General features: G+C 72.0%; 15 protein-coding genes and 1 tRNA gene. 12 read left to right on the top strand and 4 right to left on the bottom strand.

Annotation, left to right across the window (positions count from 1 at the left end):
- The first annotated feature begins 80 nt into the window (after positions 1–80).
- On the top strand, positions 81–278 hold the full coding sequence (locus BN4251_RS05125) for an antitoxin (RefSeq protein WP_087484061.1): 198 nt from the start codon (positions 81–83) through the stop codon (positions 276–278).
- Positions 279–384: 106 nt separating this feature from the next.
- On the opposite strand, the gene BN4251_RS05120 is transcribed toward BN4251_RS05125, so the two are convergent.
- On the bottom strand, positions 385–1,047 hold the full coding sequence (locus tag BN4251_RS05120) for a copper resistance CopC family protein (protein WP_087484060.1): 663 nt from the start codon (positions 1,045–1,047) through the stop codon (positions 385–387).
- A 50-nt stretch (positions 1,048–1,097) separates the two neighbouring features.
- A complete protein-coding gene (locus tag BN4251_RS05115; RefSeq protein WP_087484059.1) occupies positions 1,098–2,531 on the bottom strand; it encodes a nitrilase-related carbon-nitrogen hydrolase in 1,434 nt (477 codons plus the stop codon).
- Between the two features lie 74 nt (positions 2,532–2,605).
- On the opposite strand from BN4251_RS05115, the gene BN4251_RS05110 reads away from it, so the two are divergent.
- Positions 2,606–2,678 (top strand) — tRNA-Arg (locus tag BN4251_RS05110).
- Positions 2,679–2,709: 31 nt separating this feature from the next.
- On the opposite strand, the gene BN4251_RS05105 is transcribed toward BN4251_RS05110, so the two are convergent.
- Positions 2,710–3,495, bottom strand: a complete 786-nt coding sequence (locus BN4251_RS05105) for a Crp/Fnr family transcriptional regulator (protein WP_087484058.1) — start codon at positions 3,493–3,495, stop codon at positions 2,710–2,712.
- A gap of 150 nt (positions 3,496–3,645) precedes the next feature.
- Here BN4251_RS05105 and BN4251_RS05100 point away from each other — a divergent pair, with 150 nt between their 5' ends.
- The 4 genes from BN4251_RS05100 to BN4251_RS05085 all read left to right on the top strand — a co-directional run bounded on the left by BN4251_RS05100 (position 3,646) and on the right by BN4251_RS05085 (position 9,131).
- Entirely contained in the window at positions 3,646–3,882 is a 237-nt protein-coding gene (locus BN4251_RS05100) for a heavy-metal-associated domain-containing protein (RefSeq protein ID WP_087484057.1), read from the top strand.
- 174 nt (positions 3,883–4,056) lie between these two features.
- Positions 4,057–6,054 carry a heavy metal translocating P-type ATPase gene (locus BN4251_RS05095; protein ID WP_087484056.1) on the top strand — a complete coding sequence of 666 codons (1,998 nt, stop codon included), beginning with the start codon at positions 4,057–4,059 and terminating at the stop codon, positions 6,052–6,054.
- Positions 6,055–6,158: 104 nt separating this feature from the next.
- Positions 6,159–7,064: an NADP-dependent oxidoreductase gene (locus tag BN4251_RS05090; RefSeq protein ID WP_087484055.1), complete on the top strand. Its 906-nt coding sequence runs from the start codon at positions 6,159–6,161 to the stop codon at positions 7,062–7,064.
- A 42-nt stretch (positions 7,065–7,106) separates the two neighbouring features.
- Positions 7,107–9,131, top strand: coding sequence for an alpha/beta fold hydrolase (locus BN4251_RS05085; RefSeq protein WP_087484054.1), 2,025 nt, complete (start codon positions 7,107–7,109; stop codon positions 9,129–9,131).
- A gap of 27 nt (positions 9,132–9,158) precedes the next feature.
- Here BN4251_RS05085 and BN4251_RS05080 read toward each other — a convergent pair whose 3' ends face one another.
- Positions 9,159–10,640 carry a SulP family inorganic anion transporter gene (locus tag BN4251_RS05080; protein ID WP_087484053.1) on the bottom strand — a complete coding sequence of 494 codons (1,482 nt, stop codon included), beginning with the start codon at positions 10,638–10,640 and terminating at the stop codon, positions 9,159–9,161.
- Between the two features lie 174 nt (positions 10,641–10,814).
- Between BN4251_RS05080 and BN4251_RS18455 the strand changes: the two genes are divergently transcribed.
- From BN4251_RS18455 to BN4251_RS05050, 6 genes are all read left to right on the top strand, one after another.
- Positions 10,815–11,210: a hypothetical protein gene (locus tag BN4251_RS18455; RefSeq protein ID WP_212647585.1), complete on the top strand. Its 396-nt coding sequence runs from the start codon at positions 10,815–10,817 to the stop codon at positions 11,208–11,210.
- A 173-nt stretch (positions 11,211–11,383) separates the two neighbouring features.
- Positions 11,384–12,337, top strand: coding sequence for a hypothetical protein (locus BN4251_RS05070; protein ID WP_087484052.1), 954 nt, complete (start codon positions 11,384–11,386; stop codon positions 12,335–12,337).
- A gap of 217 nt (positions 12,338–12,554) precedes the next feature.
- Positions 12,555–13,748 carry a calcium:cation antiporter gene (locus BN4251_RS05065; protein WP_087484051.1) on the top strand — a complete coding sequence of 398 codons (1,194 nt, stop codon included), beginning with the start codon at positions 12,555–12,557 and terminating at the stop codon, positions 13,746–13,748.
- A gap of 40 nt (positions 13,749–13,788) precedes the next feature.
- The gene (locus BN4251_RS05060) at positions 13,789–14,538 is read left to right on the top strand and encodes a dienelactone hydrolase family protein (protein ID WP_087484050.1); all 750 of its coding nucleotides are present in this window, start codon (positions 13,789–13,791) and stop codon (positions 14,536–14,538) included.
- A 342-nt stretch (positions 14,539–14,880) separates the two neighbouring features.
- Positions 14,881–16,137, top strand: coding sequence for a quaternary amine ABC transporter ATP-binding protein (locus tag BN4251_RS05055; protein WP_087484049.1), 1,257 nt, complete (start codon positions 14,881–14,883; stop codon positions 16,135–16,137).
- A complete protein-coding gene (locus tag BN4251_RS05050; RefSeq protein WP_087484048.1) occupies positions 16,134–17,045 on the top strand; it encodes an ABC transporter permease in 912 nt (303 codons plus the stop codon). The genes BN4251_RS05055 and BN4251_RS05050 overlap by 4 nt, the downstream gene beginning before the upstream one ends.
- Positions 17,046–17,162: the final 117 nt, after the last annotated feature.

Genomic DNA, 17,162 nt, shown 5'->3' with positions numbered 1-17,162 from the left:
GAGTCACGTGTCCTCTTCGGCATAGGTTGACGCCGTCGCCCCGGCATCGGGGCGGTTCCGCGAACGAAAGGACATGGATCATGGGTTTCGATGACGCGCTGAACAAGGCCAAGGACTTCGCCTCCGACAACCCGGACAAGGCCGAGGAGGTCCTCAACACGGCCGAGGAGCGGATCAAGGAGCGCACCCCGGACAGCGTCGACGGCCACGTCGACTCCGGTGCAGATGCCGCCCGCGATCAGCTCGGTCTGGGCGAGGACGACAACAAGGGCAAGTGAGCCCCACCGGGCGCTGAGCTCACTGCGGTGAGCTCCCCGGATCGCGAAGTGCCCCCGGCGCCGTCGGCGTCGGGGGCACTTCCTGTCTGTGTGCGAGCGGCGTCGCTCAGTCGCGGCGGCGCATGATCACGAGCCCCGCGATCACGGCGCCGACGACGACCACGCCCAGGATCCCGAGCAGCAGCGGCATCGACAGGCCGCCGCCCTGCTCGGCGCTCTCCTGTGTGCTCTCCTCGGCGCTCTCCTCGGAGGTGGGCTCCGTCTCCTGCGTGGCCTGCTCTGCTCCCCCGGCGTCGCTCGCGGCGGGCTCGGCGGTCTCCTCGGCGGTGTCCTCGGCTCCGGCGGGCTCCTCGGAGTCCTGCTCGACGGTGAGGGTGAACGTGCCCTCGATCGGGTGGCCGTCGCTCGAGACCACGCGCCACTGGACGGTGTGGGTGCCGGCGGGCAGCGGCTCCTCCAGGGTCGCGGTGGCGACAGGACCCTCGACGGTGGGGACGATCTCGGCCAGCTCGTCACCGTTCTCGTCGCTGATCCGCACAAGCGGGCTCACCTCGAGGATGTCCGCGGAGTAGGTCAGCGTGATCTCCTCGGGGGAGGTCTCGAGGCTCGCGCCATCCTCGGGATCGGAGCTGAGCAGGGTGTCGTGGGCCTGCGCCGGGGCGGGCAGCGCCAGCAGCGCGGCGAGCAGCAGCGCGCCGCACAGTGCGAGCAGCGAGGCGGGGCGGGTGGCGGGTCCGGCTGCGTCGGACCGGCTGATCAGGGAGGTCATCTGCGCAGGCTACGCCAGGTGGCCCCGGGGGCGCCGTGGCCCCGCTCACGTCAGGCGCGGGGCAGCTCCACGTGGTGCTCGAGCACCGGCAGCGCGGCGCGGGCGGCGGCGATCTCCTCGAGGTCGAGGTCCACCAGCAGCAGTCCCGGCTCGCGCCCCAGCTCCTGGCGCACCGCGCCGAGCGGGCCGACGACAGCGCTGCGGCCGATGCCGCGGGCGGGCTTGCCGGTGTAGCCCTCGGGCGGGGCCTGATCGGCGGCGAGCACGACGGTGGTCGAGTCCAGCGCCCGGGCGCGCAGCAGCAGCTGCAGCTGCTCGCGCTTGCCGGGGCCCTCCGCCCAGGCCAGCGGCAGCAGGATCGCCTGCGCCCCGCGCTGCGCGAGCGCGGTGAACTGCTCGGGGAAGCGCACGTCGTAGCAGGTGGCGATCCCGAAGCGGGTGCCATGCAGATCGAAGGTCACCAGCTCGTTCCCGGGGGCGACGGTGCGGGACTCGTCGGCCCCGAAGGCGTCGAACAGGTGGATCTTGCGGTACTCGAGGTGCGGGTCCCAGTTCGGGCCGCGCACGATCACGGTGTTGTGGACGCGGCCGTCGTCGGTGGGGGTGAAGGAGCCGGCGACCACCACCACGTCATGCTGCTCGGCGAGCTCCTGGACCAGCTGCGCGAAGGCGTCGTGGTGGGCGAGCGCGGCGGCTCGCAGGTCGGTGCCGAAGGGGGTGAGGGTGGCTTCCGGCAGCACCACCAGGTGCGCGCCTTCCTCCGCGGCCTCTACGACGGCCATCCGCATCGTCGCGAAGGTCTCCTGGACGTCCTCGGAGACCTCGATCTGGGCCAGTGCGATGCGGGGACCCGCGGCCCGACGCACCTGGGCCAGCAGATCGGGGGTGTCGATGTCCGCGCCCTCCGCGCCGGTGGCGGGCAGGCTCATCAGCTCGTCCCCGCCGAGCTGGGCGTAGAGGCGGCGCAGGCTCAGATCGGCCCAGCCGCCGCCTGCGTGCTCGGTCTCGGCGAGCGCGGCGCGCAGCCGGCCCAGCGGCCAGGCGGCACCGAGGAACTGGAGGTGGCCGTCCTCCGCCTCGAGCGCGACCACGCGGCCGCTCGCCGCGCTGCGTGCGGCCAGGGCCCGCAGCGTCTCGGGGCGCAGCATCGGCATGTCCCCGCCGAGCACGAGCACGGTCGCGCCGTCGTCCCCCTCGGAGAACTCCTCGACCCCGCGGGCGAGGGCGGCCAGCGGGCCGGAGCGCGGCGGGTCCTCGAGCACGAAGCGGGCGCCGTGCCGGGCGGCGAGCTCGTCGCCATCCTCCCCGCTGGGGCCCACCACGATGCGGCGACCGACGGGGGCGGCGCGCAGCACCCGCTCGAGCACGCTCACCCCGGCGATCGGCAGACGTGTCTTGTCCGTCCCGCCCAGGCGGGAGGAGGCGCCACCGGCGAGGATGACGGCAGCGACGGTGGCGGAGGTCTCGTGGGGAGCGCTCGACATGACCCGATCCTCCCACGGGACGCTAGGATGACCGCGGCCCTTGGTCACAGCTGACGCTGTCACCGAGCGGCAGCGCCCCCGTAGCTCAGGGGATAGAGCACCGCTCTCCTAAAGCGGGTGTCGGACGTTCGAATCGTCTCGGGGGCACGCTCAGGCCGCGCCGGATGGCGCGGCCTGCTCACTCCGCGGCGGCGCTCAGCTCCTCGAGCCGGGCCCGGTCCCGCAGCGCCGTCCAGCGCCGTCCGGAGTCGATCAGCCCGTCCTTCTTCCACCGGCTCATCACGCGCGAGACGGATTCCGGGGTGGAACGGGCGAGCCCTGCCAGGTCCGCGCGCGAGAGCGGCACCTCGAGCATGATCCCGTCGGCCCCGCGGTCCTCACCGAGCTTGTCCGCCAGGCGCAGCAGCGTGGCGGCGACCCGCTGCTCGACGCTCGCGGTGCTGCGGGAGCCGACGGCGGATTCTGCGCGGTGCAGGCGGTCGGCGACGTCATCGAGCACCCGCAGCGCGATGCGCGGCTGCTCGGCCAGCACCGCACGGAAGTCGTTCTGGTCGATGCGCAGCACGCAGGTGCCCACGAGCGCGGAGGCGGTCTGGTGGTGGTGCGTCCGCCCGAGGGTGCTCATCGCCCCGAACAGCTCGCCGGGCACCAGCAGATCCGTGACGGTCTCGGTGCCGCTCGCGCTGACCTGGGAGAGCTTGATGCGCCCCTCGGCCACCACGTACAGCGCCCGGGCGGGCTCCCCCTCGCGGTAGAGGCGCTCCTCCGGCGCGAAGGTGAGGGTGCTCATGCGCGCATCGATCCCCTCGAGCACCTCCTCGCCGAGGCCCGCGAAGTAGGGCGCCCGTGCCAGGACATACATCCGCACCGGCTTCGGGCACTGGTGCGGCAGGGTGATCTCGGTGAGCGGGATCGTGCGCCGGCCCTGCGGGGCGGTCCCCGCCGGTGACTGCTCAGTGCTCATGCACCGACTCTAGCCCGCCCCGTCAGCCCTGGTCAGAGGTGCTGTGCCGTTGATTGATCCTCGTCATGTCCCCGCGTCGGGAAGCTTCCTAGGTTGGAGTCACCTCGAGGGAGACCCCTCCAGGACCCCGACCCGGAAGGACGGCTCGCCATGACCGCCACCCCCGCCACCATCCGCACCCTGTTCCGCGCCGAGGGCTTCAGCTGCCCCTCGTGCGTCACCAAGATCGAGAAGCAGGTGGGCCGCCTCGACGGTGTGAAGGCCGTGGAGGTCAAGTTCGCCTCGGGCCGCGTGGAGGTCGAGCACGACCCCTCGCTCGCCACCACCGACGAGATCGTCGCGGCGATCGCGAAGGCCGGCTACACCGCCGCTCCGTCGGCGTTCTGATCCCTGCTCCGGCCGGGCTCCGCGGCCCGGCCGGCGCCGCTCCCCACCCCTCCTCTCGCGCTCCCCGTGAGCTTCCCGCGCGCTCACCCCGCGCCCCTCTCGTCCCCTTCTTGTCCTCCTCGCGCCCTCGTCTCGTTCTCATCTCGTTCTCTGCTCGTCGAAAGGTTCTCTTCCATGTCTGCTGCGACCCGCTGGCTGCGTGGCCCCTGGGGCACCCCGATCGCCTCGGGTCTGCTCATCGTCCTGGCCGCGATCCTCTCCCTGAGCGCCGGAGTGAACCCCTTCGGCGCCGGCCACCACGAGCTCGGCCTCTCCCTGGACCGCCCGCTGCCCCTGCTGCTCTCTGACCTGTTCATGGTCGCCGCCGCGCTCGTGGCCGGCGCCCCGATCCTGCGCGCCGCGGTGCGGGCGCTGCGGGTGCGCACCATCGCGATCGACCTGCTGGTCTCGATCGCCGCGCTCGGCGCCCTGGTGATCGGCGAGTACTGGGAGGCCGCCGCGGTGACCTTCCTGTTCGCGATCGGTCACGCCCTCGAGGCGCGCACGATGGATCGCACCCGCTCCGCGCTCGCAGAGCTGGTGGCCGTCGCCCCCGACGTCGCGGTGGTGCTGCGCGACGGCGCCCAGCAGGAGATCCCTGCCGCCGAGGTGCGCCCCGAGGAGACCGTGCTGATCAAGAACGGTGCGAAGGTCCCGGTGGACGGCATCGTCCTCGGCGGCACGGGCGCGCTGGACGAGGCCTCGATCACCGGGGAGTCCCTGCCCGTCGAGAAGGTCGAGGGCGATCAGGTGTTCGCCGGCAGCATCTCGACCGGGGGCTTCCTGCAGGTGCGCGCCACCGGCATCGGCGCGGACACCACCCTGGCGCGGATCATCCACCGGGTCGAGGAGGCGCAGGACGCCAAGGCCCGCACCCAGTCCTTCATGGAGCGCTTCTCCACCTGGTACACCCCCGGGATCATCCTGCTGGCCCTGCTGGCGGGCCTTCTCACCGGTGACGTGGTGCTCGCGCTGACGCTGCTGGTGATCGGCTGCCCGGGCGCGCTGGTGATCTCGATCCCCGTCGCGATCGTGGCCGGGATCGGGCGCGGCGCCCGCAGCGGCATCCTCATCAAGGGCGGCGACTTCCTCGAGACCAGCGCGAAGATCTCCGCGGTCGCGCTGGACAAGACAGGCACCCTCACCAGGGGTCGCCCCGCCCTCACCGATGTCACCGTGCTGGACCCCGCCCTGGACCGCGCGGACGTGCTGGGCTGGGCGGCCCGGGCCGAGGCCGGCTCCGAGCATCCGCTGGCCCGCCCGCTGCTCGAGGCCGCCGCCGTGGAGGGCCTGGCCGTGCAGGGCCTGCCCGAGAGCACCGAGCCGGTGCCCGGCAAGGGCATCGTCGCCGTCCTGGAGGGGCGTCGCGTCGCCGTCGGCAACCTGCCGCTGCTCGCCGCGGAGGCGATCACGGAGGATCGCGGCGCCGCCGCCGAGGTGGACCGGCTCTCCGGCCTCGGCCGCACCCCGATGGTGGTCGCGCTCGAGGGCCGGGTGATCGGCGTGGTCGCCGTGGCGGACACGATCCGGCCCGCCGCTGCGGAGATGATCGAGCGACTGCATGCGCACGGCGTGCAGAAGGTCGTCATGCTCACCGGCGACAACCGCCGGGTGGCCGAGGCGGTCGCCGCGCGGGTGGGTGTGGACGAGGTGCGCGCCGAGCTGCTGCCCGAGGACAAGCTCGCCGCGGTGCGGGACCTGCAGGAGCAGGGGCACACGGTCGCGATGGTGGGCGACGGCGTCAACGATGCCCCGGCCCTGGCCACCGCGGACATCGGGGTGGCGATGGGTGCCGCCGGCACCGGCGTCGCGATCGAGACCGCGGACATCGCCCTGATGCAGGACGACCTGCTGAGGCTCCCGGAGGCGATCGGCCTGGCCCGCGGCACCGTCGCGGTGATGCGCCAGAACATCGCGATCGCGCTGCTCACGGTGATCGCGCTGCTGGCCGGCGTGTTCGCGGGCGGAGTCACCATGGCGGTGGGGATGCTGGTGCACGAGGCCTCCGTGCTGCTGGTGATCCTCAATGCGATGCGGCTGATGCGCAGGCGCCGGGAGCAGTCCGGCCCCGCACCCGTCGGCCGCGCCGAGACTCCCGCCCCGCAGCCCGTCGGAGCAGGTCAGCGCCGCTGAACCCGCGCCGGCGCACGGACCGGACGGCCCTGAGGGGCCGTCCGGTCTGTCGCGATATGTGCCCCATGGCCCACACTGGAGTCCCCGCCGTGGAGGAGCACGCCATGTCCGCCGTCTTCGTCACCACCGCCTACGGCGGTCCGGAGCACCAGCAGCTCACCACCCGTGAGGCCCCCACGCCACAGGCGGGCGAGATCGCGATCGAGGTGCGGGCCGCGGGCGTCAATCCCGCCGACTGGAAGCGCCGCGAGGGCGCCTTCGGCACTCGCGGCGCCCTCCCTCTCGCGCTCGGGCTCGAGGCCTCCGGGGTGGTCACGGCCGTCGGCGAGGGGGTCGTGGGCTTCACCGTCGGCGAGGCGGTGCTCGGTGCCCCTGCGCGCGGGCTGGGCGCCTTCGCCGAGCACACCGTGCTGAAGGCCGGGGAGTCCGTCGCGGCACCGGACGGAGTCTCCTTCGCCGACGCGGCCGCGCTTCCGATCGCGGGCACCACCGCCTACGACCTCGTGCATCATCGACCGCTCGAGGCGGGCGCCACCGTGGTCGTGCTCGGCGCGGGCGGCGGGGTGGGCCGCATGGTGCTGCAGCTCGCCCGGCTGCGGGGCCTGCGCACGATCGGCGTCGCCTCGGAGTCCAAGCGCGCGCTCATCGAGGTGGAGGGCGCCCGGTTCGTCCCCTCGGATGCCGAGGTGCAGCAGCAGGTGCGCGAGCTCGCTCCCGACGGTGCGGATCTTCTGATCGATCTGGTGGGCGGGCCGGCGCTGCGCGCCCTGTCCCCGGTCGCGGAAGGGCCGGGCGCGATCGTCTCGGCGGCCGACGCCGACACCGCCGCCGAGTTCGGCGGCACCGGGCGACGGCGCGGCGAGGGGACGCTCGCGAAGCTCGTCGCACTGGTGCGGGAGGGACAGGTGGATCCGCACGTGGTGCGCACGTATCCGCTGGTCGAGGCGGCGCAGGCGCTCGTCGAGGTGGAGACCGGCCATGCCGGCGGGAAGATCGTCCTGCTCCCCTGAGCGGTCCTGACGCGGGCGCGCAGCTCCGGTAGCGTGAGCGGGATGAGCACCCTCTCTGCTGACCCTGCCGAGACCTCGAGCCCTTTCACGGACTTCTCCGATATCGACGCCTTCCTGCGGATCCCGCGCCTGGCCTCGGTGGCCGCGAGCCGGGACGGCCGGGTGGTCGCCGCGATCCAGGAGGCCGACGAGCCGGGCGCGAAGCTCGTCTCCTCCCTCTGGGAGCTCGACCCTGCAGGCGCTGAGCCCGCACGCCGGCTGACCTTCTCCGCGAAGGGCGAGAGCGCGCCCCGCTTCGCGCCGGACGGCTCGCTGCTGTTCAGCTCCGCCCGCCCGGATCCCGAGGGCGGCGCCGAGGAAGAGACCTCGGCGATCTGGCGCCTGCCCCGCACCGGCGAGGCGCAGGTGGTGGCGTCGGCCCCCGGCGGGCTGAGCCTGCTCGCGGTCGCGGAGGACGGCCGTATGCTCGCCGCCACCAGCGTGCTGCCCGGCGGCACGCTCGAGGAGGACGCCGAGCGGCGCAGGGCCCGCAAGGACGCGAAGCAGACCACCATCTGGCACACCGGCATGCCGATCCGGCAGTGGGATCACGAGCTGGGCGACCAGAGCCGCCGCCTGGTGCTCGTCTCCCCGGGCGGCGACCTCACCGACCTCACCCCGGACGTGGGCACCGTGACCCTTCACGCCGCTTCCGCGGATCTCTCCCCCGACGGCGCGACCGTCGCGACCTCCTGGTCCCGTCGTGTGCGCGGCGGGGAGACCCGCAGCGCGATCGCGCTGATCGACACCGCGACCCTGCGCCGCACCGCGCTGCTCGAGGACGGCGAGCACGGTCAGTACTCCAGCCCGTTGTTCTCCCCGAAAGGCACGCATCTGGCCGTGCTCCGCCATACCCTCTCCTCTCCGACGGACACCAGCTATGCCCGGCTCGAGATCCACCCCGTGGCCGGCGGCGAGGCGGTGATCGCCCAGCTCGGCGATCTCACCCCGAGCGATGTCATCTGGTCCCGCAGCGGCGGCCTGCTGGTCGCGGGCGATCTCCACTCCTCGGGGGCGGTGCTCGAGATCGATGCCTCCACCGGCGAGGCGCGCACGATCGTCGACGACGGGGTGTTCTCCAGCCTCGCCGAGGGATCGGAGGGCCTGTTCGCTCTGCGCAGCGACGTGAGCGAGCCGTCCCGGGCGGTGCGGATCACGGCCGAGGGCACACCCACCGAGCTGCCTGCCCCGGGTGCGGTGGGCGCGCTGCCGGGCACCCTCGAATGGGTCCGGACGGAGGTCGACGATGTCAGCGTCGGCGGCTGGCTGTGCACTCCCGCCGCGGCGTCCGCCGACTCGCCCGCACCGGTGATGCTGTGGATCCACGGTGGCCCGCACGCCTCCTACAACGCGTGGAGCTGGCGCTGGTGTCCGTGGCTCGCGGTCGAGCGGGGCTATGCGGTGCTGATGCCGGATCCCGCGATGTCCACCGGGTACGGGGATGCGGGTCTGAACCGGGGCTGGCCGCGCCGCCCCGATGTGGTCTACCGCGAGTGCGAGACGCTGCTGGATACGGTGCTCGAGCGCGAGGATCTCGACGGCTCGCGCACCGCGATGCTCGGGGCATCGTTCGGCGGGTTCATGGCGAACTGGATCGCCGGGCACACCGAGCGCTTCGACGCGATCGTCTCCCATGCGGGGCTGTGGGCGCTGGACCAGCAGCACCGCACCACCGACGCCGCCGCGGGCAAGATGCGCGTGCACCGCCACGAGGAGGAGAACCCGGACTGGTACCGCGCCTTCTCCCCGCACCATGAGGTGGATGCGATCACCACCCCGATGCTGATCACGCACGGCAACCGCGACTACCGGGTGCCGGTCAGCGAGGCGCTGCGGCTGTGGTGGGACCTGGTCTCGAGCTGGGACGGCGAGCCGCAGGACATGCCCCACCGTTTCCTGCAGCTGACCAGCGAGAACCACTGGGTGCTCACGCCCTCGAACGCGCTCGCCTGGAACCGGGCCGTGCTCGCCTTCTGCGATCAGCACGTGCTCGGTGCGGAGCCGGTGCCCGAGGTGCTGCCCTGGTGATGCAGCGACCCCTGCCCGGGGGCGCGCTCAGTTCAGGGTGCCGGTGAGCCGGTCGCGGAAGCGGGTGGAGTGCTCGTCGAGGCCCGTGAAGCGCACCTCGATGCCGTGCTCGGCGTACTTGGTCTGCACCGAGTCGAGCACGGCGACGGTCGAGGCGTCCCAGATCTGGGCGGCGGAGAAGTCAACGGTGACCTGCGGCGGGTCGGTCGCGTAGGTGAACTGCTCGACGAGGTCGTTGCTGCTGCCGAAGAACAGCGGGCCGCGCACCGTGTAGCGGGCGTGGCCCTCCTCCGCCACGCGGCGCACGGTGGTGACGTGCGCGACGCGTCGGGCGAAGAGCACCATCGCCAGCAGCGCCCCGGCGGCGACGCCGATCGCGAGGTTGTCCGTCACGACCACCACCACGACGGTGGTGACCATCACGAGGGTCTCGGAGACCGGCATCCGCTTCAGGGTCGAGGGCCGGACGCTGTGGAAGTCCACGGTGGAGACGGCCACGACCATCATCACCGCGGCGAGCGCGGCCATCGGGATCGCCTCCATCAGGCCGGAGAGCACGGTGACCAGGATCAGCAGCAGCACGCCCGCGAAGAAGGTGGACAGGCGGGTGCGGGCCCGGCCGAGCTTCACGTTCACGACGGTCTGGCCGATCATGGCGCAGCCGGCGATGCCGCCCCAGCAGCCTGCGAGGATGTTCGCGACGCCGAGCGCCCAGGACTCGCGGGTCTTGTGCGAGCGGGTGTCGGTGATGTCGTCGACCAGCTTGGCGGTCAGCAGCGTCTCCATCAGGCCCACGAAGGCGACGCTGAGCGCGGTGGGCAGGATCAGGCGGAGGGTCTCGAGGTCCAACGGCACCAGCAGCGGGGTGAGGCCGGGCAGGCCGCCGGAGACCTCGCCCTGGTCGCCGACGGTGGGGACGGTGAGGTGCGCGATCATCGCGATCGCGGTGACCAGCACGATCGCGACCAGCGGTGCGGGCACGGCCTTGGTGAAGCGGGGCAGCACCAGCACCACCACGAGCGTGAGCGCGAACAGCGGGTAGACCATCGCCGGCACGTCGAGCACGTGCTGCAGCTGCGCCATGAAGATGAGGATGCCCAGCGCGTTGACGAAGCCGATCATCACCGAGCGCGGGATGAAGCGCATGATCCGCGCCAGGCCCAGCACCCCGAACAGGATCTGGATGATGCCGGCCAGCAGCACGGTGGGCAGCAGGTACTCGACGCCGTGGGTGTGCACGAGCGGCGCGACCACGAGCGCGACGGCTCCGGCGGCGGCGGTGATCATGGCGGGGCGACCGCCGAGGATCGACATCGAGATCGCGAGCACCACGGAGGCGATGAGGCTGACCTTGGGATCCACCCCCGCGATCACGGAGAAGGAGATCACCTCGGGGATCAGCGCGAGGGTGGTGACCGCTCCGGCGAGCACCTCGGTGGTCAGCAGTCGCGGGTTCCGCAGGGCCTGCAGAGTCGTGGGGCTCGAGGTCGGGGTCGAGATGGCTGTCACGCCTGAGATGGTATCGGCGCGGTGCGGCCGACGGGGGCTGGGTCCGGTCCCCGGCGGGCGAGGTCACAGGGCGGCGGGTTCTGGCCGACGGGTCTGGGCTGGCGGGTCTAGGCTGGCGGGGTCCCGCTCCTGCGCGCGCACCCGGCGCTGCAGGCCCCATCGCCTGGAGGATCCATGGCTCCCCGTTCCCGCCGCCGCTTCGACGCCACCTGGCTGCCGTTCGGGATGATGATCGGTTTCACCGTGGGGGTCGGCCTGGGCCTGGCGGTGATCGACAGCCTCCTGGTCGGCGCGCTGGTGGGCTTCGCCGTGGGAGCCGCCTTCGGCATCGCCCTGGGCTTTCGCGATCCGCAGCGCTCGAGCGCCGACGAGGACGCCGAGGACGACCTGTACCGCAGCCGGTACGGCGATCCCTCCCTGCGCCGCGAGGGCACTGCGGCCCCCTCACACGATCGGACCGGATCGCCCGCCGCGGCCGAGGGCACCGCTTCACCCGCCGCGGCCGACGCCCCCGCCTCTTCCGCCTCTCCGGCGCAGTCCTCTTCGCCGGTCACGCCCGAGGAACGCTGAGGTCAGCACGCCTCCCCCGGAGTGAACACAGGATCTCCACCAGCACGACACGGTGAGTTCATGGGATGCGCTTGACCCCTCCTTGACCAAATGGGAGCGTGTGGAGCGGACCGTAGCGGTCCCGCCTCCGGTCGGCATCTCCGCCGCCGAGCGCTCGAGGGAGAGGACCCACGATGAGCACCAGGACCATCGCCCGACGCACCCGCGCCGCCGTGGCGCTGGCCGCGAGCGCGACCCTGCTGTCACTGGCCGCGTGCGGCTCCGACGGCGGCGAGACGGAGACCCCCGCCCCGACGACCGGCACCGAGGCCTCCGACGGCGGCGGGCAGCAGGTCCCGCCCGCCGAGGACGATGGCGCCGATGACTCGACCTCCGACGACGTCACAGACGACACCGACACCGACACCGACGGCGACGACAGCGATGGCGACGACTCGAGTGCTGACGACGACGCGGACGCCCCCGATCAGGAGACCGGCGCCTCCGGCGAGCGCATCCGGATCATGCTGGTGACCGACCTCGGCATCGACGACACCACGGGCGATGGCCCCCTGACCCTGCAGAACGAGCAGCTCGCCACGCTGCTCTCCTCCCCCTTCGATGCCACCGCCGAGTGCGCCGAGGAGCTGGTGCTCGAGCCGGGCAATGCGGCCGGCTGCGTGGGCCCGGTGAGCCTGGACCGCACCGAGCCCACCCAGGAGTGGGTCGCGACCGCGGTGCGCATCCCCCAGGCCGAGGATCCGGCCAGCGGCAGCCAGGACGCGGTGCTGTTCTCGACCGGCGTGCAGCTCCCGGAGGACGCTGAGGACCTGACGGACGAGGACACGGTCCTGACCGGCGTGGGCTTCGGCTCGGCCTTCGGGATGGAGCCGCTCAGCGCCGAGGAGGTCGCCGAGTCGACGCTGAGCACCCTCACCTCCGAGTTCGCCTACGTGCCCGTGGGCGCGATGGCCGACTGGTCCGAGGTCACCTGCGCGGACGGGCTGGACTTCAATCGCTTCGAGACGGTGGACTGCACGGCCACCACCGCGGACGGCGAGAGCTGGGACCTGGCCGTCGCGCCGGGCACCTACGCGAACAACGATCAGGGCCTGCTGGTGGGGATCGACACCCAGCGCGAGGGCTGATCCTCCTCCACCCGACGCGCAGCGCCTTGCACCCTTCGCTCTCCTGCGCGCTGCAGACCACCGGGGACGGTCAGGTCGTTCACCCGCAGCGGCCTGACCGTCCCCGTCACGTCTATGGTGGACACCGCTGCGCCGGCCGTATCCGCCGGCGCCCCGGCCGGGACGACCCGGTCGGTGCACTCACCCGAGGACGGCCTCGCAGGAGGTTCCTCCCGTGATGACACAGTCCCCCGCCCCGCGCAGCACGCTTGTGCGCACTGTCCTCAGCCGTGACGCGCTGATCCGCCTGGGGCTGGGCTGGCTCGCCGTGGCTGCGGCGATGCTGCTCGCCCCGCTGCTCGCCGAGCCCATTCCGTCGACCGTGCTCGCTCTGGTGCTCGCCGGGATCGTCGCGATCATCGTGGTGGCCGCCGGAGGCGTGGTCGCTCAGGCGGAGGCGCTCGCCCGGCGCCTCGGCGACCCCTACGGCACCCTCGTGCTGACCCTGTCGATCGTGGTGATCGAGGTGGTGCTGATCGCTGCGGTGATGCTGGGCCCCGGGGAGCACGCCACCATCGCCAGGGACTCGGTGATGGCGGTCTCGATGATCATCCTGAACCTGGCGCTGGGACTGTGCCTGCTGGTGGGAGGGCTGAAGCACGGCGCTCTCGCGCTGAACCGGATGGGCACCTCCTCCTATCTGATGCTGCTGGTGGCGCTGTCGGCCCTCGCCTTCGCGCTGCCGATCACGATCGGTCGCGACGGCGCCTATCTGCCGGCGCAGGCCCTGGTCACCGGTGTCCTGACGGTCGCGGTGTACGCGTTCTTCCTCTGGCGCCAGATGACGGCTCAGGCCGGAGAGTTCCGGGAGGTCGAGCTGGGCCTCGGGACCCGTCCAGCAGGATCGGCCGACGGGCCGGCGGCGTCGGACCCGGCGGCCGAGGAGCGCACCCCGCTGCGCGAGACGTTCGCCGTGCATCGCGCAGAGCTGCTGCTGCGCTCCGCGCTGCTGGTCGCGACCGTGCTGCCGATCGTGCTGCTGTCCCATCACATGGCGGGGCTGCTCGATGACGGGCTCGCCCGTCTGGGTGCTCCGGTCGCGCTCGGCGGGGTGCTGATCGCGATGATCGTGTTCACCCCGGAGACGCTCACCGCGGTGCGGGCGGCGCTGACCGGCGAGGTGCAGCGGGTGGCGAACCTGTGCCATGGCGCGCTGGTCTCGACGCTGGCGCTGACGATCCCGACGGTGCTGGTGATCGGCCTGCTCACCGGCACGCCGGTGGTGCTCGGCGAGTCGCCCGCGAACCTGCTGCTGCTCGCCGTGACCCTTGCCGTCACGGCACTGTCAGGCTCCGCACCGCGGGTGACGGCCGTCCATGGCGCGGTGCATCTGCTGCTGTTCGCGGTGTACGTGATGGTGCTGTTCTCCTGAGTCCCCTCGGCGGGTCTGCGGGGCGCGGTATCGTCGCGGCGTGAGTGCGACCACGTTTCAAATCCCCACCGATGCCGGTGACCTGCCGGGCCTGCTCTGGCTGCCCGAGAACCTCGAGGAGCCGGTGCCCGGGCTCGTGGTGCTGCAGGAGATCTTCGGTCTGTCCGACTATCTCCAGCAGCGCTGCGCGGATCTCGCGGCGCTCGGCTACGCGGTGCTGGCCCCGCAGCTGTTCGCCCGCCTGGAGCCGCCGCTGGTGGGCGTCGAGGACTGGGAGGACGCCGAGTCCTGGCTCGGCGAGGGCATGGAGCTGACGGCCAAGCTCCCCTGGGAGCGCGCAGAGGCCGACGCGATCGCGGCCGTGGGTGCGCTGCGCGCGCACGGCACCGTGGACTCCGAACGGGTGGGGCTGATGGGCTTCTGCTACGGCGGCGGTCTGGCCGTGGCCGCAGCGGCCTCGGCCACCCAGGAGCAGCGACCGCCCTCGGTGGTGGTCAGCTACTACGGCTCGGCCCTGCCGACGCTGCTGGATCAGGCCGCACTGGTCGAGGTGCCGAGCCTGCACCACTTCGGCACGGCGGACACCTTCATCCCGATGGATCAGGTCGAGCAGATCCGTACGGCGGTCACCGCGAGCGGCACCCGGGAGCAGATCCGCTTCGCGCTGCACGAGGGCGCAGGCCACGCCTTCGACAACCCCCATCCGGCGCTGCACCACGCCGACGCCGCCGAGGCCGCCTGGCACCAGACCGTCGGCTTCCTCGCCGAGACCCTGCCCTCGCGCGGCTGAGCCGCTCTCGAAGGGCGTCCACGCCCGCGGAACGTCGCACAACGCACACGTGACCGAATAGTTATCTCCAGGTTGTCGGACAGTCCGGGTGTCGCCGGATCATCGGCGAGCCGTAGAGCGTCACCGCTGGACATGGCGGTTTCCGAGCTACCCGCCTGCGCCGACGGAACCGGCTGCGGTTGGGCTGTGTGCCCCGAGAATCGCCTGTTCCTGGGGGAACGCTGTTTGCCGCACCCCTGCGGGCGGGACAAGATGACATGTCGGGACGGCGCGCCCGCGGGCCCCAGATCTGCGGAGCAGCACCGCCCCACCCCGTGTCTTCCCACCGACGAAGGAGCCCGCGTGCCTCCAGTGATCACCGCCGAGGGCCTGTACAAGGTCTTCGGCAAACGCCCCCGCCGAGGGGTCGAAGCTCTCCGGCAGGGGCGTACGAGGGAGGAGCTGAGGGTCGAGGGTCTGACGGCCGCCGTCATCGATGCGAGCTTCAGCGTGGACCCGGGCGAGATCTTCGTGGTGATGGGGCTCTCCGGCTCCGGGAAGTCCACGCTCATCCGCATGGTCAACGGTCTGCTCCCGGCGACCGACGGCGAGCTGCGGATCGGCGATGACGTGCTGTCCTCCATGAGCGCCGCCCGGATCCGCGAGGTGCGCAGGCAGCGGATCTCGATGGTCTTCCAGCACTTCGCGCTGCTGCCCCATCGCACTGTCGGCGAGAACGCCGCCTACGGGCTGAAGGTCAACGGCGTCAACCGCAGCGACCGCGAGGCCCGCGCCGAGCGGGCGCTCGAGATGGTGGGCCTCAAGGGCTGGGGCGGCTACCGTCCCGGCGCCCTCTCCGGCGGCATGCAGCAGCGCGTGGGCCTGGCCCGCGCCCTCGCTGCCGATACCGACGTGCTGCTCATGGACGAGGCATTCAGCGCCCTGGACCCGCTGATCCGGCGCGACATGCAGGACCAGCTCGTCGAGCTCCAGCAGCAGCTGGACAAGACCATCCTGTTCATCACCCACGACCTCAACGAGGCGATGCGCCTGGGCGATCGCATCGCGATGATGCGCGACGGGCGGATCGTGCAGGTCGGCACCTCGGACGAGATCCTCAACGAGCCGGCCAACGACTACGTGGCCAGCTTCATCAAGGACGTGGACCGCTCACGCGTGCTCACCGCCGGAGCGATCATGGAGAAGCCCCACGAGATCCTCGGCGAGGGCCAGGGCCCGCGCACCGCACACCGCATGCTGCGCGCGACCCAGAACCCCTGGCTGGTCGTGCTGCACCGCGATCGCACCCCTCGTGGAGTGCTCTGGGAGGAGGACGTCGCCGCCGCCGTCAGCGCCGGTAGGGACGACCTGCCCTGGTCCACGGTCCACGAGATGCCGGTCGTCTCGGAGGACACCCCGATCGCCGAGCTCTTCACCCTCTCCGCGCAGCACCTCAGCCCCCTGGTGGTGGTCGACGACGGAGGACGCTTCTCCGGGGTCGTCCCCCGAGTCACGCTGCTGACCGCGGCGGGCGTCAGCAACGGCGACGGCGGCGCACCACCGGAAGCGGTCCTCACCCCCGCTCCTGACCTCGACGATGCACAGGGAGGTGCGCGATGACCCCGCAGGACGACAGCCTCATCCCCCGCATCGCGATCGGCGACTGGGTCGACGCCGGCATCGACTGGCTGAAGACCAACCTCTCGTGGCTGTTCGATCTGCTGCGCACGGTGATGAGCTTCCTGGTGGACAACCTCACCGAGCTGCTGCTGCTCGTGCCCGCTCTGGTGGCGATCCCGCTGTTCGCGCTGCTCGCACTGACGCTGCGCTCCTGGAAGCTCGCCGTGGGCACCCTGATCGGGTTCCTGCTGGTGCTCTCCATGGAGCAGTGGGAGACGATGATGCAGACCATGGCGCTGGTCCTGGTCGCGACCGTCTTTGCCGTGCTGATCGCCGTGCCGCTGGGGGTGCTGGCCGCCATCAGCAGCACCGTCAGCGCGATCGTCAAACCGATCATGGACTTCATGCAGACGATGCCGGCGTTCGTCTATCTGATCCCGGCGGTCATCTTCTTCTCGATCGGTGTGGTCCCTGGCATCTTCGCGACCATCATCTTCGCGCTGCCCCCGGGGGTGCGGATGACGGAGCTGGGCATCCGCCAGGTCGACTCCGAGACCGTCGAGGCCGGCGAGGCCTTCGGTGCAACCCCCTGGCAGATCCTGCGCGGCATCCAGCTGCCGCTGGCCGTGCCGACCATCATGGCCGGCGTCAACCAGGTCATCATGCTCGCGCTGTCCATGGCCGTGGTCGCGGGCATGGTGGGAGCGGACGGCCTGGGCAAGGAGGTCGTCCAGGCGATCTCCACCCAGAACCTTCCGCTCGGCGTCGAGGCCGGTCTGGGCGTGGTGATCCTGGCGGTCTACCTGGATCGTCTCACCGCCGCCCTCGGCAGCCCCGGCGAGTACCGCACGTCTCTGCTCGCCCTGGCCCAGCGGACCCTCGCGCAGCGCGCGACCACCGGGGTCTGACCCGTCGAAGGATCCGCTCCGCCGACGGGCACCGCCCTCCCACACCTGACCACCCGATGATCACCCCATGAAAGGAACACTGATCATGACGACTCGACGAGACCCCTTCGCACCCCG

Origin of the sequence: Brachybacterium massiliense (assembly GCF_900184245.1) — a bacterium.
GTDB classification, from domain to species: Bacteria; Actinomycetota; Actinomycetes; order Actinomycetales; family Dermabacteraceae; genus Brachybacterium; species Brachybacterium massiliense.
The sequence above is the reverse complement of the archived record's forward strand: the minus strand, read 5'-3'. Positions and strand labels throughout refer to the sequence as shown.

What these genes read in the sequence shown, in the direction of transcription:
- BN4251_RS05125 (WP_087484061.1), top strand. Translation starts at nt 81, where the DNA reads ATGGGTTTCGATGACGCGCTGAACAAGGCCAAGGACTTCGCCTCCGAC.
- BN4251_RS05120 (WP_087484060.1), bottom strand. Translation starts at nt 1,047, where the DNA reads ATGACCTCCCTGATCAGCCGGTCCGACGCAGCCGGACCCGCCACCCGC.
- BN4251_RS05115 (WP_087484059.1), bottom strand. Translation starts at nt 2,531, where the DNA reads ATGTCGAGCGCTCCCCACGAGACCTCCGCCACCGTCGCTGCCGTCATC.
- BN4251_RS05105 (WP_087484058.1), bottom strand. Translation starts at nt 3,495, where the DNA reads ATGAGCACTGAGCAGTCACCGGCGGGGACCGCCCCGCAGGGCCGGCGC.
- BN4251_RS05100 (WP_087484057.1), top strand. Translation starts at nt 3,646, where the DNA reads ATGACCGCCACCCCCGCCACCATCCGCACCCTGTTCCGCGCCGAGGGC.
- BN4251_RS05095 (WP_087484056.1), top strand. Translation starts at nt 4,057, where the DNA reads ATGTCTGCTGCGACCCGCTGGCTGCGTGGCCCCTGGGGCACCCCGATC.
- BN4251_RS05090 (WP_087484055.1), top strand. Translation starts at nt 6,159, where the DNA reads ATGTCCGCCGTCTTCGTCACCACCGCCTACGGCGGTCCGGAGCACCAG.
- BN4251_RS05085 (WP_087484054.1), top strand. Translation starts at nt 7,107, where the DNA reads ATGAGCACCCTCTCTGCTGACCCTGCCGAGACCTCGAGCCCTTTCACG.
- BN4251_RS18455 (WP_212647585.1), top strand. Translation starts at nt 10,815, where the DNA reads ATGGCTCCCCGTTCCCGCCGCCGCTTCGACGCCACCTGGCTGCCGTTC.
- BN4251_RS05070 (WP_087484052.1), top strand. Translation starts at nt 11,384, where the DNA reads ATGAGCACCAGGACCATCGCCCGACGCACCCGCGCCGCCGTGGCGCTG.
- BN4251_RS05065 (WP_087484051.1), top strand. Translation starts at nt 12,555, where the DNA reads ATGACACAGTCCCCCGCCCCGCGCAGCACGCTTGTGCGCACTGTCCTC.
- BN4251_RS05050 (WP_087484048.1), top strand. Translation starts at nt 16,134, where the DNA reads ATGACCCCGCAGGACGACAGCCTCATCCCCCGCATCGCGATCGGCGAC.